The following is a 13,695-nucleotide window of genomic DNA, read 5'->3' on the forward strand; positions in this document are numbered from 1 at the left end:
TTCACGTCCTTCCAGAGAAGCGGTCCGCCCACCATGGGGTCGGATCGACGGGTTTTCCATCCTTGCGGAACTCGACGTAGAGTTCCGGCGTGGCATTTCCATTCTTCGAGGCCGAGGTGCTTGCCACCCGGGCCTCTCCCATCGCGCCGACCGGCTCTCCTGCGAGCACCGACTGGCCAGACGCGACGCTGATTCTGCTCATCCCCGCCAGGACGACATGATAGCCGTCTCCCGCATTGAGGATCAAGAGTTGACCATAGGAGCGAAAAGGCCCCGCATAAAGCACATTTCCGTCCGCCGGTGCCGTGACGATGGCTCCCGATTGTGTCGCAACCATGTCGCCAAGCATCACCGCGCCGTTACCGTCATCGGCCCCGAAACGGCGCTTGATCTTGCCGGTGACCGGCAGCGCGACTTGACCCTGAAGCGCCGAAAACGGCGCCGAGGCGGTGAGGCGATTACCTTCCGGCACTGGCAGCGAGGCGAGCTCCGTCGACGCGGTGGTATCCGCGTCCGGCTTGTCGCCGTCAGCCGCCTTCTGCTCGCCTGCCTTAACTGCATCGGCCGCCTTGCGGCTCTTGTCGGCCTCGAGCGAGGCGATCAGTTCCTTCAGGCTGCCGGCCTTGGCTGCGAGGGCCTGGGATCGCTGCTTTTCCGCCGCCATTGCCGTCCAGGTGTCGGCCTCAAGCTTCTGCTTGGCCTCGAGCAGCATGGAGAGGCGTTTCTTTTCCGCCGTCTGCTCGCCGACCGCCGCCGTCAGCCGGGTCCGCTCGGCCTCGATCGAGGCCGTTACCCGCGTCTGCTCCTTGAGGTCGGCCAGCAATTTGTCGGTCTGCTGGCGCAGTTCCGGCACCACCGCGCCGAGCAGGATGGCGCTGCGCACCGACGACAGCGCGTCTTCCGGCTTGACCAGGATCGCCGGCGGCGGATTGAGCCCCATGCGCTGCAGCGCGCCCAGCACTTCAGCCAGCACGTCGCGTCGCGCCGCCAGCGAGACGCGGATCTTCTGTTCCTCGCCCTTCAGCCCTTCCAGCCTGGCGCCGATATCCTCGATGTCCTGGCCGAGCTTCTGCTCGGTCATCGCCGACTGGATCAGCGCCGCGGTGATCGAGGCATGGTCCTTCTTGACCGCCGCAATGTCGGCGGCAAGCTTGGCCAGCCGTTCGGACGACAGCGTGATCTCGGCCGACACCTTCTCATATTCGGCCCGGCTCTGGTCCGGATCGGGCGCCACGTCGAGCGTGTTTTCAGCCCGCGCAAGGCCGACCGACAGCAAAACCACGACTGCAGCGATGCCGCAGCGTGCGTGCCAGAAGCCCGTTCCTGATTTCCCGTTGTCAGCCATTGAAGCCCGACTCTATGCGTGGCTTCGTTAACGAACCATCAACCATGATCGAAACCGAAGCCTAGCATAAGACAGCCGCGCATTGGGGCGGAAATCGGTATGACGGTGATTGCGTCCACCGGTTTACGACCGATGGTACGGATGGCCCGAGAGAATTGTCGCCGCGCGATAAAGCTGCTCGCCCAGCATGACGCGCACCAGCTGGTGCGGCCAGGTTGCCGCGCCGAACGACAGCACCAGATCGGCCTGGTCGCGCAGCGGCTGGTCGTGTCCGTCGGCACCGCCAATGGCGATCACCAGCGCCTTGCGGCCCCCATCGCGCAGTTGGCCGATGCGGCCGGCGAAATCGTCTGAGGACAGGTTTTTGCCGCGTTCGTCGAGCAGGAAAAGGGCCGTGCCCGGCTGCAGCTGCGCCTGCAGCTTCTGGCTTTCCTCGCGGCGGCGCTCATTGGCGTTCTGGGCGCGTCCCTCGGCAATCTCGGCGACACCGGAGAATTCGAGCCCGATCGCCGGGCCGCTCTTGGCGAAACGCTCGAAATAGCGGTCGGCGAGTTCTCTCTCGGGGCCGGTCTTCATCCGGCCCACGGCATGAACGAATACTTTCATCCCGCCTCTATAAGCCGCGCGAGCGGCTTAGTGGAGGGTCTCTTCCTCGAGATCCGGCGCCTGCCACATCTTTTCAAGATTGTAGAATTCGCGGACTTCGGGGCGGAAGACATGGACGATGATATCACCCGAATCGATCAGGACCCAGTCGGCGCCGGACAACCCCTCGACGCGCGCCATGCCGAGGCCGGCATCCTTGAGCGCCTTGAGGAGATGGTCGGCGACAGCCGAGACATGACGGTGCGATCGACCCGACGCGACGACCATATAGTCGCCGAGGCTCGATTTCCCCTGAATGTCGATTGAGACAATATTTTCGGCCTTGGAGTCTTCCAGACTGGCAAGGACTGTCTTGATGGCACGGGATACGGCGTCGTCTACGCTGATCCTGGCCGGCGAAGGCACGATGTCGGCCTTCTTCCGCAGTGCTGTTCTCAGTGTATTTCCTTTCGCAGCAAGAACAACCAAATCACCCATGAAATCAGGTGACACCCCATAGATAGGCAGAGTTCCGTTGCAGTTTCAAGACGCAGGCTCTGCCGGGGCGAACGTGGCGCCCACCTTGCGGTTCCGCCGGGCTTCAAAAAAATCGGAACCCATGGCGTCCACAGGGGTTATCGACACACCCCCCAAACCGGAATTTCTCTGATGCCCATCGACCCCCAAAACACGCTTCTCACCGTGCAGGCCGGCCTTGCGCAACTGAGCACCCTGATCGTTTCCTATTCCTTCTCCGCCATCGGCGCCGTCATCCTGCTGGTTGTCGGCTACCTCGTTGCCGGTCTCGCCGAACGCTCGATCTCAGCCGGGCTCGGCCATATCCATGGCTTCGACGCGACGCTGCGCCATTTCTTCTCGAAGATCGTCCGATACGCCATCCTGATCCTGGTCGTCATCATGGTGCTCGGCCAGTTCGGCGTCCAGACGGCTTCGATCATTGCCGCGATCGGCGCCATCGGCCTGGCGATTGGTCTTGCGCTGCAAGGCACGCTGCAGAACATCGCCGCCGGCATCATGCTTCTGGCGCTCAGGCCATTCCGCATCGGCGAATATGTCGAGGTCGGCGCCATTGCCGGCACCATCGAGGAAATCGGCCTGTTCGCCACCAAGCTTCGCACGACGGACGGCGTCTATGTCTTGGCCCCCAATTCGACCCTCTGGAACCAGCCGGTCCGCAATTTTACCCGCAACGGCGTGCGCCGCAGCGACATCACGCTGACCATCGGCTCCTGGAACGACATCGACCTGGCGCAGAAGACGATGCTGGGCGTTGCCGGCGCCGAGCGCCGCATCAAGCGCGAGCCGGCGCCGATTGCCTTTGTCGCCACCGTCGGCGATGCCACCGTCGCCATCACCTTGCGCTACTGGACATCGGCGGCGGATTTCTTCGCCACCCAGATCGATCTCACCAAACGCGTCAAGCAGGCCTTCGACGCCGAGGCCATCTCGGTTCCGGCGCCGCCGCCGGAGGCCCGGCAGGAGGCTTCCGCCACCCGACAGTAGGTTTGTGGAACCCGTCTAGCGCTGCTCTTCAGGGGCGAAAGCGAGCTCCACCGGCAGCGGCGCCTGCGCCGACATCGGCGCGAAACTGCCGGTCTCCGTGGCGGGGACGGCGCGAGTCGTCGCCACCCGCCACAGCACGAACAGGCAGAAGACGGTGGCGATGACGATCGCCACATAGATGAAGGCCTGCGTTCCATAGACAGCCGACAGCGCCGTCACGATGCCAGGCACGATGAAACCAGACAGCGACCAGGCAAACAGCAGCGAACTCGACAGCGCCACCATGTCGTCCTTGCCGGCGCGGTCGGCCGCATGCGCACTGGCCAGCGAGTAGATCGATTCCGAGGCGCCGTCCCAGATCACATAGATCACCACCAGCAACGCCAGAGCGCCGCCGTCGAAGCCGATGGCGAGCAGGCCGGCGACGATGGCGAGTGCTGCAGCGCCGGCCAGCACGTAGCGGCGGTCGGTACGGTCGGAGATCCAGCCGAGCGGGATCTGCAGGATCAGCGTGCCGACCGGCATGGCCGAGAGCAGCAGCGCCACATCGGCCTGGCTGTAGCCCTTGGCCGTGGCGTGTATCGGCGCGAAGCCCGAAATCGCCATCGACAGGCCGCCGACGGCCAACATGCCGGCCACACCGACCGGTGAGATTCGCCAGGCGCGCCCGAGCGCCACCGAGGCCGCGCGAGGTGGTGGCGGTTGAGCTAGACGGGTCATCCCCACCGGCAGGATCGACACCGCGGTGAAGGCAATGCCGATCAGCGGCGCCTGCGCCGATGCGATGTCGACCGCCGCAAGCAGGGCATAGCCAACGCCGAGCCCGGCGACATAGGCGACGTAGAACACCGCCATCACCCGGCCGCGAATGGCGTTGGCTACGGCATCGTTGAGCCAGCTCTGGGCAACGATGAACAGGCCGCATATGGCAAAGCCATAAAGCGCGCGCGCCGCGATCCACAGCAGTGGATAGGTGCCGGCGCCAATGGCCGCGTTGGAGAGCGCAATCAGCGCCGACAGCACCATGAACGCGCGGGCATGCCCGACCCTTCTGACGAGAGGTCCTGTCAGGATGCAGCCGGCAAGGCCGCCGGCCGACAGGCCGGTGATGATCAGCCCGGCCCATGTCGGATCGAAATGCTCCACACCGAGCCGGACCGGGATGTAGGCAAACATCAACCCATTGCCGACCGCAATCAGCGCCATCGACACGACGACACTGGCAATGGCGATCACCGGCGGCGGCGCGGCGCCATGGTCCGGGTCGATGTGGGTCTTTGCGAACGTGGCCATATCCGCAGAGCATCGCCTACGCGGCAACGAAAGGCCGCCGCAAAAGCGACATCGGCAGGTCTTCCCTTCTCCCCCTGTGGGAGAAGGTGGATCGGCGCGCAGCGCCGAGACGGATGAGGGGTGTTCCAGCGGAATGAGACGTAAAAAGATTGAGGGATTCTAAGCGCTTAATTCTTGAGCGTAGCGATCCTTCCAACACCCCTCATCCGCCGCCTTCGGCGACACCTTCCCCCCAGGGGGGGAAGGGGAAAGTCAGCGCACCTTCGCAGCCCTGCGAATGGCGCTCGACGACAGCGAGGAGCGCGGGCCGTGAATAAAAGTCCAGGCCGGCGCTTTCATCCGCGCAAGCCGGGGCGCGTCGCCCTCGTCGACGCGGGCATAGTCGAAGGTCTTGGCGACGACCGAGGACAGGAAGGACAGCGTCGCACCCGGGCGGTCGATGACGGCGATCGGGAAGGTCATGACGATCTGGCGCCAGCGTTGCCAGCGGTGGAAGTCGCGCAACGAGTCGGCACCCATGATCCAGACGAAGTCGACGCCGGGATTGCGCGCCTTGACCAGCTCCAGCGTGTCGGCGGTGAAGCGGATATGATGCGCCGCCTCGAAAGCCGTGACCTTGATCTTCGGGTTCTTGGCGATCTGCTCCGACTGAAGCAGCCGGTCGCCGAGCGGCGCCAATTCCCTGGTGCTCTTCAGCGGATTGCCCGGGGTCACCATCCACCACAGCTGGTCAAGCGCCAGCCGCCGCAGCGCGATTTCCGCCACCAGCGCGTGGCCGGCATGCGGCGGGTTGAACGAGCCGCCAAACAGGCCGACGGCAAGGCCCTTCTCGGCGTGGGGCATGCGGAGATAGCGAGAGGAAATAGCGCCCTTACCCTCCCCCTTGTGGGGAGGGTCGATCCGCGAAGCGGAGCGGGGTGGGGGTGTTGCAGAATTCAGCGTCGTACCCCCACCCGGCTCGCTACGCTCGCCACCCTCCCCACAAGGGGGAGGGTAAGGCCAGCGCTCAAGGCCTCACCTGTCCCGACCCGCGCACGCGGTATTTGAACGAGGTCAGCTGCTCGACGCCGACCGGTCCGCGCGCGTGCATCTTGCCGGTGGCGATGCCGATCTCGGCGCCCATGCCGAACTCGCCGCCATCGGCGAACTGGGTCGAGGCATTGTGCAAGAGAATCGCCGAATCGATCTCGTTGAAGAAGCGCTCCACCGCCTTTGCATCCTCGGCGATGATTGCCTCGGTATGATGCGAGGAGAACGTTTCGATATGGTCGATGGCGCCGGCAATGCCGTCGACCAGCTTCACCGCGATGATGGCGTCGAGATATTCGGTCACCCAGTCGGCATCGGTCGCGGGCTTGGCGTCGAAGAACAGCTTCATCACCTCCAGATCAGCATGGATTTCGCAGCCGGCCGCACGCAGCGCGTCGAGGATCGGCACCAGATGGGTCGACGCCACGGCACGATCGACCAGCAGCGTCTCGGCAGCGCCGCAGACACCGGTGCGACGCATCTTGGCGTTGACGGCGATCTTGACCGCCATGTCGAGGTCGGCCGAGCGGTCGATATAGAGATGGCAGATGCCTTCGAGATGGGCAAAGACCGGCACCCGCGCCTCGCTCTGCACCCGCCCGACCAGGCTTTTGCCGCCGCGCGGAATGATGACGTCGAGATTGCCGGAGAGACCCTTCAGCATCTCGCCGACGGCGGCGCGGTCGGTGGTCGGCACCAGCTGGATGGCGTCTTCCGGCAGGCCAGCGGCTTTCAGCCCCTCGACCAGGCAGGCATGGATGGCGGCGGATGAATTGAGCGAGTCCGAGCCACCGCGCAGGATCACTGGATTGCCTGCCTTGAGGCAGAGTGCGCCGGCATCGGCCGTCACATTCGGCCGGCTCTCATAGATGACGCCGACGACGCCGAGCGGTGTGCGCACGCGCTCGATATGCAGGCCGTTCGGCCGCTCCCAGGCAGCGATCACATCGCCGACCGGATCCTTGAGTTCGGCGATTTCACGAATGCCGTCAGCCATGGCGCGGATGCGCGCCGGATCGAGCTTCAGCCGATCCATGAAGGAGGCGGACAAGCCCGATTCGTGGCCGTTCGAGACGTCGATGGCGTTGGCGTCGAGAATCTCCTGCTGGCGCGCGATGATCGCGTCGGCCATGGCGAGAAGCGCGGCATTCTTGGCGGTGGTGGTGGCGATGGCCAGCGGTCGGGCGGCGGCGTGGGCGCGGCGGCCGATATCGGCCATCAGCGCGATCGTGTCATCGCCGGATTTTTCATGCAGCTTCAGCATGGCTCATCCTCCGCTTACGTCGCCCCCGGCCCATAGCTGGCCGGCAGCTCGTATCTGGTCACCCGGATCGCTCACCACAAGGTCATCCCTGTGGATCATCGCCGAGCGCGCCTCGTAGCCGAGCACTGTTTCGATCTCGGCGGTTTTCAGGCCTGCGATCCTTACGGCATCGGCGGCATCGTAGGCAACCAGCCCGCGCGCGATCTCGCGGCCCTCGGGCGACAGGATCGCCACCGTATCGCCGCGCGAGAAATTGCCGCTGACCAGCCTGACGCCGGCCGGCAGCAGCGATTTGCCGGAGAGCAGCGCGCCGATGGCGCCGGCATCGACGGTGAGCCGCCCTGCCGGTTCGAGCTGGCCGGCGATCCAGGTCTTGTAGCCCTTCACCGGATTGGCGCTCGGCTTGAAGAAGGTGGCGCGCTCGCCACGTTCGATCGCCATCAGCGGCGACAGCCTGGTGCCGGAGGTGATGATCATCGCGGTGCCGGCGGCGGTGGCGATCTTGCCGGCGTCGAGCTTGGTGCGCATGCCGCCGCGCGACAGCTCGGAAGCCGCCGCCCCCGCCATCGCCTCGATATCGGGCGTGATGCGGTCGACCACGGAGATGAACTTCGCCTGCGGATCGCGCGCCGGCGGTGCGGTGTAGAGCCCGTCAATATCGGAGAGCAGCACCAGAAGATCGGCGCCCATCATCGTCGCCACCCGCGCCGCCAGCCGGTCATTGTCACCATAGCGGATTTCGGAGGTCGCTACCGTGTCGTTCTCGTTGATGACCGGCACCGCCTTCATCTTGAGCAGCGTCGAGATCGTGGCGCGCGCATTGAGATAGCGGCGGCGCTCTTCAGTGTCGCCCAGCGTCAGCAGGATCTGGCCCGACTTCAGCCCGCCCTTGCCGAGTGCATCCGACCATGCGCCGGCCAGCGCGATTTGCCCGACGGCGGCCGCCGCCTGGCTTTCCTCAAGCTTCAACGCCCGCTTGCCGAGACCGAGAATGGTGCGGCCGAGTGCAATGGCGCCGGACGACACGACCAGGATTTCGGCGCCGCCATTGGCCAGCACCGCAATGTCGTCGGCCAGCGAGGCCAGCCAGTCGCGCTTCAGCCCGCTGGTGCGATCGACCAGCAAGGCCGAACCGATCTTGACCGTGATGCGCCGGTATTTTGTCAGCGACTGCGCCGTCATCGCTATGAGTTCCAGCGGGTCTCGACGGGAGCGGCAGTCGCGTTGCGCGCTTCGCCAACCACCGCCATCAGCGCCCGCAGCACTGCTTCGACGCCTTCGCCGGTGACCGCCGACAACAGCATCGGCGCGCGACCGGCGGCGCGTTTCAGCGACGCGGCCTTCTTCTTGCGCTCATCGGCGTCGAGGATGTCGACCTGGCTGAGCGCCACGATCTCGACCTTGTCGGTCAAGCCATTGCCATAGGCATCGAGTTCGGCGCGCACGGTCTTGTAGGCCTTGCCCGGATTTTCCTCCTGCGCCGAGACCAGGTGCAACAAAACCCGCGTGCGCTCGACATGGCCGAGGAACCGGTCGCCAATGCCGACACCCTCATGCGCGCCTTCGATAAGACCCGGAATGTCGGCAATTACGAATTCGCGCGCATCGATGCGGGCGACGCCAAGGCCGGGATGCAGCGTGGTGAAAGGATAGTCGGCGATCTTCGGCTTGGCGGCGGTCACCGCCGCAAGAAAAGTCGACTTGCCGGCATTGGGCAGCCCGACCAGGCCGGCATCGGCGATCAGCTTCAGCCGCAGCCAGATATTCATCTCTTCGCCGGGCAGGCCCGGATTGGCGCGGCGCGGCGCCTGGTTGGTCGAGGTCTTGAAATGTTGATTGCCGAAACCGCCATTGCCGCCCTTGGCGAGCAGGAAGCGCTGGCCGACCACGGTCAGGTCGCAGATCAGCGTCTCATTGTCCTCGGCAAAGACCTGGGTTCCGGCCGGCACCTTCAGAGTCACGTCGGCGCCCTTGGCGCCGGTCATGTTGCGGCCCATGCCGTGGACGCCGGTCTTGGCCTTGAAATGCTGCTGGTAGCGGTAGTCGATCAGCGTGTTCAGCCCGTTGACGGCTTCCAGCCAGACATCGCCGCCGCGGCCGCCATCGCCGCCGTCGGGGCCGCCGAACTCGATGAACTTTTCGCGCCGGAACGACACCGAACCGGCGCCGCCGTCGCCGGAGCGGATATAGACCTTGGCTTGATCGAGAAATTTCATTGGACTACGCAGTTTCTGCTGTTGGCCTTGCGGCTTTGCTCTAACCTTGCGCCTTGCTCTAAACCAAGGCGGACCGAAGGGCGAGGCCGATTTGCGACTAAAGCGCCGGATGCCCTTTTGCCGGGCAAGCGGTAGCAGTGTTCGCGAGACGGAGCGTGGGGGGCGTGGGAATGAAGGTCGTCACCTATAACATCCAGTACGGCATCGGTCTGGATGGCCGCTACGATCTCGGCCGCATCACCGATGCGGTACGCGGCGCCGACGTGATCGCGCTGCAGGAAGTGACCCGCAACAATCCGAGGAACGGCAACCGCGACATGGTGGCCGAGATCGGCGAGGCGCTGCCCGAGTATTTTGCCGCTTATGGCAGCAATTTCGAGGTCAATGTCGGCTCGCGCCTGGAGGCCGGCCGCGCCATCACCACGACCTTCCAGCTCGGCAACATGGTGCTGTCGAAGACGCCCATCCAACTGTCGCGCAATCTGCTTTTGCCGCGCAGCCGCAGCCTGGAGGCGATGAACTTCCAACGCGGCGCGCTCGAGGCGCTGATCGAGACCCCGCTCGGCTTCGTGCGCTTCTATTCCACCCATCTCGACCATCGCAGTCCGGTTGAACGCGCCAGCCAGATCCGTTTTCTGCGCCAGCGCCTGTTGAACTATGCTCTCGAAGGCGGCGGTCTCTCCGGCATTCCCGAGATCGGCCTGCCGGACCTGCCCTATCCGGAAGCCTTCATCGTGATGGGCGACTTCAACATGCTGTCCGGCTCCTCGGAATATGTCGAACTCGTCGGCCGCTCGGACCATGAGTTCGGCATGCCGCTGACCGCCGATCTCGCCGTCGATGTCGCCCAGCGCCTCAACGCGCCGGACATCGTCACCTGGGTCGATCCCAACCGGCCGCAGGACACAAGCCGCCACAAGCGCATCGACTACATCTTCACCTCAGCCTCGCTCGCCGGATCGCTGAAGCGCCTGTGGGTCGATCAAAAAGCCGTCGGTTCCGATCATCTCCCGGTCTGGGTCGAGATGGGCTGAGCTAAGCCCGATCCACAACCGACGTTTCCAAACCTGTCGTTTGGAGCCACGCGCCTAGGTGTGTTGAGATTCAGGTCTGGCCGAGTCGAGAATGGTGGCTTCCGAGAACCGGAGCGGAGCGCACTTAAGTACGTGAGCACCGGAAGCGCAGGAAGCCGCCATTCGCAGACCGGCCTCACCTGAATATCAATACACCTAGAAGTGGACCCAGTTTCGCAGACTTATCCACGTCTTCCTGTCTAGCCGATACCGCTCGACCGGCACCTGGCCGGCGACGATCGAGTTCAGCATGCCCTGGCCGGCATACTGGAAGCCGCACTTGTGGATGACCCGGCGCGAGGCCGGATTGATGACCCTGGTCGAGGCCTGCAGCACCTGGGTCGACGTCCGCTGGAAGGCGAGGTCGACCAGCGCATGCGCTGCCTCCGTCGCATAGCCGCGCTTCCAGTAGGGCTCGCCGATCCAGTAGCCGAGCTCCAGTCCGCGATCGGTCATGTTGAGGCCGGCACAGCCGACGAAGGTGTCGGTGCCGGCGAGCGTCAGGGCGTACGCAATGCCGGCCCGGCGCGACCGGGTCATGGCCAGGAAGGCGCGCGCCTCGGCCTCGCCATAGGGGTGCGGCATGCGGGCCAGCATTTCGGCGACATGACGGTTGTCGGCAAGCTCAACCAGTTGCGCAATATCGGCTTCGCAGGGCGCCCGCATCACCAGCCGCTCCGTGGCCAGCACCGGGCAGTCTATCGCGTAACTTTCGTCTTCGGTGTCTTCCGCTTCGGCAACCATTTTCAGTCCTCCAGGCAAGAAAAAAGGGGAGATGGAAAACCCATCTCCCCTGATCCTTTTCCTGGCCCGATCCATTCACTGGTTGGCCAGACACCGGTTCCCGAGATGGGCGCCGGTTTTGTAGTGCGGAACCGGCTACTCCGCGGCTTTGGTAATCGGGTTGACCGATACGTAGGTTCGGCCGTTGGCTTTTTTGTTGAAGGTGACTGCGCCGGTCTCAAGCGCAAAAAGGGTGTGGTCCGTGCCCATGCCGACATTGACGCCGGGATGCCAGGTGGTGCCACGTTGACGGATGATGATGTTGCCCGGGATGACGGCTTCGCCACCGAACTTCTTCACGCCCAGGCGCTTGGAATGCGAGTCGCGACCGTTGCGCGACGAGCCGCCAGCTTTCTTGTGTGCCATCTAACTAACTCCGATGCGCCTCAAGAGGCGCTTGAATGGTCTTATGAACGCGTTCGCGTTCCGTTTCAAGTCCGATCCGGCGACCTTGTCGCCGGAAAAATCACTTCTTCGCCAGTTCCTTGGCCTGCTCGCGCCAGTCCTTGATCTGGTCGGCGCTGAAGGGCATGTGCTCGTCGATCTTGGCGACATCCTTGTCGGTCAGCTTGGCCAGCTGCGCGAAGGTGATGATGCCCTGTTCGGCCAGATCCTTGGCGGCGACCGGGCCGATGCCCTTGATCACGGTCAGGTCGTCCGGCTCGCCCTTCGGCGCCTTGAACAGCGGCGCCGCGACGGCGGTCTCGGCCTTGGCTTCCGCCTTCGGGGCAGCTTCTGCCTTGGCTTCCTTCTTGGCCTTGGTTTCCTTCGGCGCGGCCTCGGCCTTCGCCTCGGGCGCTACGTCGGCCTTGGCTTCCAGCGCCTTGGCTTCGACCTTGGCTGCGGCCTTCTTGGAAGGCTTAGCGCCACCCAGCAGGATCTCGGCGATCCTGACCGTGGTCAGAAGCTGGCGGTGGCCGATCTTGCGGCGCGAATTCTGCCGGCGGCGCTTCTTGAAAGCGATGACGGTGCGGTTCTTGCCCTGCTCGACAACTTCCGCCGTGACCAGAGCGCCATCGACGAACGGTGCGCCGAAGGTAACATTTTCGCCCTCGCCATGCGCGAGAACGCTGCCGATTTCGACGATATCGCCGACATTGGCTTCAAGCTTTTCGATCTTCAGGAGATCGTTGGCGGCAACGCGATACTGCTTACCGCCCGTTTTAATGACTGCGAACATTTTTTGCCTTTCGCTGTTCGGTCGGCCTTGATGAACCGCCTCTGGCGGTTCGGCCGTCTTTTTGTCAGTCTGCGGGTTCAAAAAACAAGCGGCGCGGAAGAACCCTCCACGCCGATTGCGCGCTTCCCCTAACCGAAGGTTCGGGTGAAGTCAAGGCAAACGGCCCGATTCCCTGCGGTTCCGGTCCTTGCTCCAGAGCGCGGACCGGCGGCGCCTGTCGACGCCGCCAATGCCTGATCAGGCAAGGCCCGCAAAGGAAGCGGAATTTCCCCGCGGATTTGGCCTTGTAACCTGCCCGCCCAGCCGTTATCTAGTGCGCCGCGCCGGCAACGGCCGACCATGACCGCGGAGAGGTGGCAGAGTGGTCGAATGCACCGCACTCGAAATGCGGCATGGGTGCAAGCCCATCGGGGGTTCGAATCCCTCCCTCTCCGCCAGATTTCTTGCCTAACAGATTGATTTTGTAGGATAGTTGTCGACGCCGCTTGCCTCCTTCCCAATGCGTTTCCCAAGGAAAATGCAACCGAAGGAGACAGGGAAATGCACGTCATAACTTACCTCGCAATATGCCTGCTGCTTGCCGCAGCGGGGCTCCGCACGCGCCTTCTACGCCTTCACCTTGCGCTGAGACTCCTCCGCCTGTCGAACACACTGGGCGACGCCGGCAGCCGCGTCATTCGCCAAGTCGAGCGGGAGGAGAAGCCATGAGCGCACACATGCGTCTTCTAAAGCCCTACGGCATGCCCAGGGGCATGGACCCGAGACAATGGCGCCAATCGGTCGAGAAGCGCCTTAACGACCACCTTGACTGCGCCATGAGCCTGATAACGGCGCTCGACCTCATGGAAGCCGACTGCGATCTGGAAAGCACAGACGACGACGAGCCGTCGCTCGGCTGGACGGAGCGCGGCGGATCAGGCTTGGCGTCATACAGTGCGCCAAACCTCGGCCACGGCAGCGACACATGCGACCTTGAGCTGGACAATGCCGACGACGAGGACGGCGGCGACACCGAGCCGAACGGCGACGAAACCGACTACATCGGCAATGAAGATGAAATGTGTACGGGCGACGAGCGCGACCCCGCCGCCCGTCACTTGGCCCGCAAGGCAATGCAGCGCCTCCGGGAAATTCAACAGGTGCCCTCATGAGCGACACAATCGACGCCATCGACAACCTCAACATGGCAAAGCATCTGTTTTTCGCAGCGCTGATGGCGTTGGCCGACATCGATGACATGCAGGAACGCAGTGCTATTGAAGCTGTGCTGAGCGAAGGTCTGGCGAAGCTCAAGGCAGGGGTTGCGACGCTTGAAGCAATCAGGGAGAACGGCGAGCAGCCAGACCACGACTGATCGGAACTTCCGCTTTGGAAGTTTGGCCCGTCCCCTCACGGTGGCGGGC

The 13,695-nt window shown here is 64.1% G+C and carries 15 protein-coding genes and 1 tRNA gene; 5 read left to right on the forward strand and 11 right to left on the reverse strand.

Features of this window, described 5'->3' with window-relative positions; all coding sequences use genetic code 11:
* Position 1: 1 nt before the first annotated feature.
* The 3 genes from AC1D1N_RS01830 to rsfS form a co-directional block, all read right to left on the reverse strand.
* A complete protein-coding gene (locus AC1D1N_RS01830) occupies positions 2-1,345 on the reverse strand; it encodes a murein hydrolase activator EnvC family protein (RefSeq protein ID WP_477346255.1) in 1,344 nt (447 codons plus the stop codon).
* A gap of 123 nt (positions 1,346-1,468) precedes the next feature.
* Complete coding sequence (rlmH, locus tag AC1D1N_RS01835; RefSeq protein WP_352592670.1) at positions 1,469-1,951, reverse strand: 23S rRNA (pseudouridine(1915)-N(3))-methyltransferase RlmH; 483 nt, start codon at positions 1,949-1,951, stop codon at positions 1,469-1,471.
* 27 nt (positions 1,952-1,978) lie between these two features.
* Positions 1,979-2,356 carry a ribosome silencing factor gene (gene rsfS, locus AC1D1N_RS01840; protein WP_112559829.1) on the reverse strand — a complete coding sequence of 126 codons (378 nt, stop codon included), beginning with the start codon at positions 2,354-2,356 and terminating at the stop codon, positions 1,979-1,981.
* A gap of 243 nt (positions 2,357-2,599) precedes the next feature.
* On the opposite strand from rsfS, the gene AC1D1N_RS01845 reads away from it, so the two are divergent.
* A complete protein-coding gene (locus AC1D1N_RS01845) occupies positions 2,600-3,454 on the forward strand; it encodes a mechanosensitive ion channel family protein (protein ID WP_203280511.1) in 855 nt (284 codons plus the stop codon).
* A 15-nt stretch (positions 3,455-3,469) separates the two neighbouring features.
* On the opposite strand, the gene AC1D1N_RS01850 is transcribed toward AC1D1N_RS01845, so the two are convergent.
* The 5 genes from AC1D1N_RS01850 to obgE form a co-directional block, all read right to left on the reverse strand.
* Positions 3,470-4,747 carry an MFS transporter gene (locus tag AC1D1N_RS01850; RefSeq protein ID WP_477346256.1) on the reverse strand — a complete coding sequence of 426 codons (1,278 nt, stop codon included), beginning with the start codon at positions 4,745-4,747 and terminating at the stop codon, positions 3,470-3,472.
* Between the two features lie 252 nt (positions 4,748-4,999).
* Positions 5,000-5,590, reverse strand: a complete 591-nt coding sequence (locus tag AC1D1N_RS01855) for a nicotinate-nucleotide adenylyltransferase (protein ID WP_477346257.1) — start codon at positions 5,588-5,590, stop codon at positions 5,000-5,002.
* Positions 5,591-5,753: 163 nt separating this feature from the next.
* Positions 5,754-7,040 carry a glutamate-5-semialdehyde dehydrogenase gene (locus tag AC1D1N_RS01860; protein WP_477346258.1) on the reverse strand — a complete coding sequence of 429 codons (1,287 nt, stop codon included), beginning with the start codon at positions 7,038-7,040 and terminating at the stop codon, positions 5,754-5,756.
* 3 nt (positions 7,041-7,043) lie between these two features.
* Positions 7,044-8,222 carry a glutamate 5-kinase gene (gene proB, locus AC1D1N_RS01865; RefSeq protein WP_477346259.1) on the reverse strand — a complete coding sequence of 393 codons (1,179 nt, stop codon included), beginning with the start codon at positions 8,220-8,222 and terminating at the stop codon, positions 7,044-7,046.
* A gap of 2 nt (positions 8,223-8,224) precedes the next feature.
* Positions 8,225-9,256: a GTPase ObgE gene (gene obgE, locus AC1D1N_RS01870; protein ID WP_477346260.1), complete on the reverse strand. Its 1,032-nt coding sequence runs from the start codon at positions 9,254-9,256 to the stop codon at positions 8,225-8,227.
* A 170-nt stretch (positions 9,257-9,426) separates the two neighbouring features.
* Here obgE and AC1D1N_RS01875 point away from each other — a divergent pair, with 170 nt between their 5' ends.
* Complete coding sequence (locus AC1D1N_RS01875) at positions 9,427-10,290, forward strand: endonuclease/exonuclease/phosphatase family protein (protein ID WP_436261852.1); 864 nt, start codon at positions 9,427-9,429, stop codon at positions 10,288-10,290.
* A gap of 195 nt (positions 10,291-10,485) precedes the next feature.
* On the opposite strand, the gene AC1D1N_RS01880 is transcribed toward AC1D1N_RS01875, so the two are convergent.
* The 3 genes from AC1D1N_RS01880 to AC1D1N_RS01890 form a co-directional block, all read right to left on the reverse strand.
* Positions 10,486-11,073, reverse strand: a complete 588-nt coding sequence (locus AC1D1N_RS01880; protein WP_112393576.1) for a GNAT family N-acetyltransferase — start codon at positions 11,071-11,073, stop codon at positions 10,486-10,488.
* A 135-nt stretch (positions 11,074-11,208) separates the two neighbouring features.
* Positions 11,209-11,478, reverse strand: coding sequence for a 50S ribosomal protein L27 (rpmA, locus tag AC1D1N_RS01885; protein WP_015315190.1), 270 nt, complete (start codon positions 11,476-11,478; stop codon positions 11,209-11,211).
* Between the two features lie 100 nt (positions 11,479-11,578).
* Complete coding sequence (locus AC1D1N_RS01890; RefSeq protein WP_477346261.1) at positions 11,579-12,292, reverse strand: 50S ribosomal protein L21; 714 nt, start codon at positions 12,290-12,292, stop codon at positions 11,579-11,581.
* A 347-nt stretch (positions 12,293-12,639) separates the two neighbouring features.
* Between AC1D1N_RS01890 and AC1D1N_RS01895 the strand changes: the two genes are divergently transcribed.
* From AC1D1N_RS01895 to AC1D1N_RS01905, 3 genes are all read left to right on the forward strand, one after another.
* A tRNA-Ser gene (locus tag AC1D1N_RS01895) sits at positions 12,640-12,729 on the forward strand.
* Between the two features lie 267 nt (positions 12,730-12,996).
* On the forward strand, positions 12,997-13,443 hold the full coding sequence (locus tag AC1D1N_RS01900; protein WP_477346262.1) for a hypothetical protein: 447 nt from the start codon (positions 12,997-12,999) through the stop codon (positions 13,441-13,443).
* A complete protein-coding gene (locus AC1D1N_RS01905; RefSeq protein WP_477346263.1) occupies positions 13,440-13,646 on the forward strand; it encodes a hypothetical protein in 207 nt (68 codons plus the stop codon). Before AC1D1N_RS01900 ends, AC1D1N_RS01905 begins: the two co-directional genes overlap by 4 nt.
* Positions 13,647-13,695 lie beyond the last annotated feature (49 nt).

This window comes from Mesorhizobium sp. P2_B5, assembly GCF_056404775.1.

Bases quoted from the DNA above. Each gene is read 5' to 3' on its own strand.
- rpmA (WP_015315190.1), bottom strand. From the start codon at position 11,478: ATGGCACACAAGAAAGCTGGCGGCTCGTCGCGCAACGGTCGCGACTCG.
- AC1D1N_RS01900 (WP_477346262.1), top strand. From the start codon at position 12,997: ATGAGCGCACACATGCGTCTTCTAAAGCCCTACGGCATGCCCAGGGGC.
- AC1D1N_RS01855 (WP_477346257.1), bottom strand. From the start codon at position 5,590: ATGCCCCACGCCGAGAAGGGCCTTGCCGTCGGCCTGTTTGGCGGCTCG.
- AC1D1N_RS01890 (WP_477346261.1), bottom strand. From the start codon at position 12,292: ATGTTCGCAGTCATTAAAACGGGCGGTAAGCAGTATCGCGTTGCCGCC.
- AC1D1N_RS01880 (WP_112393576.1), bottom strand. From the start codon at position 11,073: ATGGTTGCCGAAGCGGAAGACACCGAAGACGAAAGTTACGCGATAGAC.
- AC1D1N_RS01875 (WP_436261852.1), top strand. From the start codon at position 9,427: ATGAAGGTCGTCACCTATAACATCCAGTACGGCATCGGTCTGGATGGC.
- proB (WP_477346259.1), bottom strand. From the start codon at position 8,222: ATGACGGCGCAGTCGCTGACAAAATACCGGCGCATCACGGTCAAGATC.
- rlmH (WP_352592670.1), bottom strand. From the start codon at position 1,951: ATGAAAGTATTCGTTCATGCCGTGGGCCGGATGAAGACCGGCCCCGAG.
- AC1D1N_RS01905 (WP_477346263.1), top strand. From the start codon at position 13,440: ATGAGCGACACAATCGACGCCATCGACAACCTCAACATGGCAAAGCAT.
- AC1D1N_RS01860 (WP_477346258.1), bottom strand. From the start codon at position 7,040: ATGCTGAAGCTGCATGAAAAATCCGGCGATGACACGATCGCGCTGATG.
- AC1D1N_RS01845 (WP_203280511.1), top strand. From the start codon at position 2,600: ATGCCCATCGACCCCCAAAACACGCTTCTCACCGTGCAGGCCGGCCTT.
- AC1D1N_RS01850 (WP_477346256.1), bottom strand. From the start codon at position 4,747: ATGGCCACGTTCGCAAAGACCCACATCGACCCGGACCATGGCGCCGCG.
- AC1D1N_RS01830 (WP_477346255.1), bottom strand. From the start codon at position 1,345: ATGGCTGACAACGGGAAATCAGGAACGGGCTTCTGGCACGCACGCTGC.
- obgE (WP_477346260.1), bottom strand. From the start codon at position 9,256: ATGAAATTTCTCGATCAAGCCAAGGTCTATATCCGCTCCGGCGACGGC.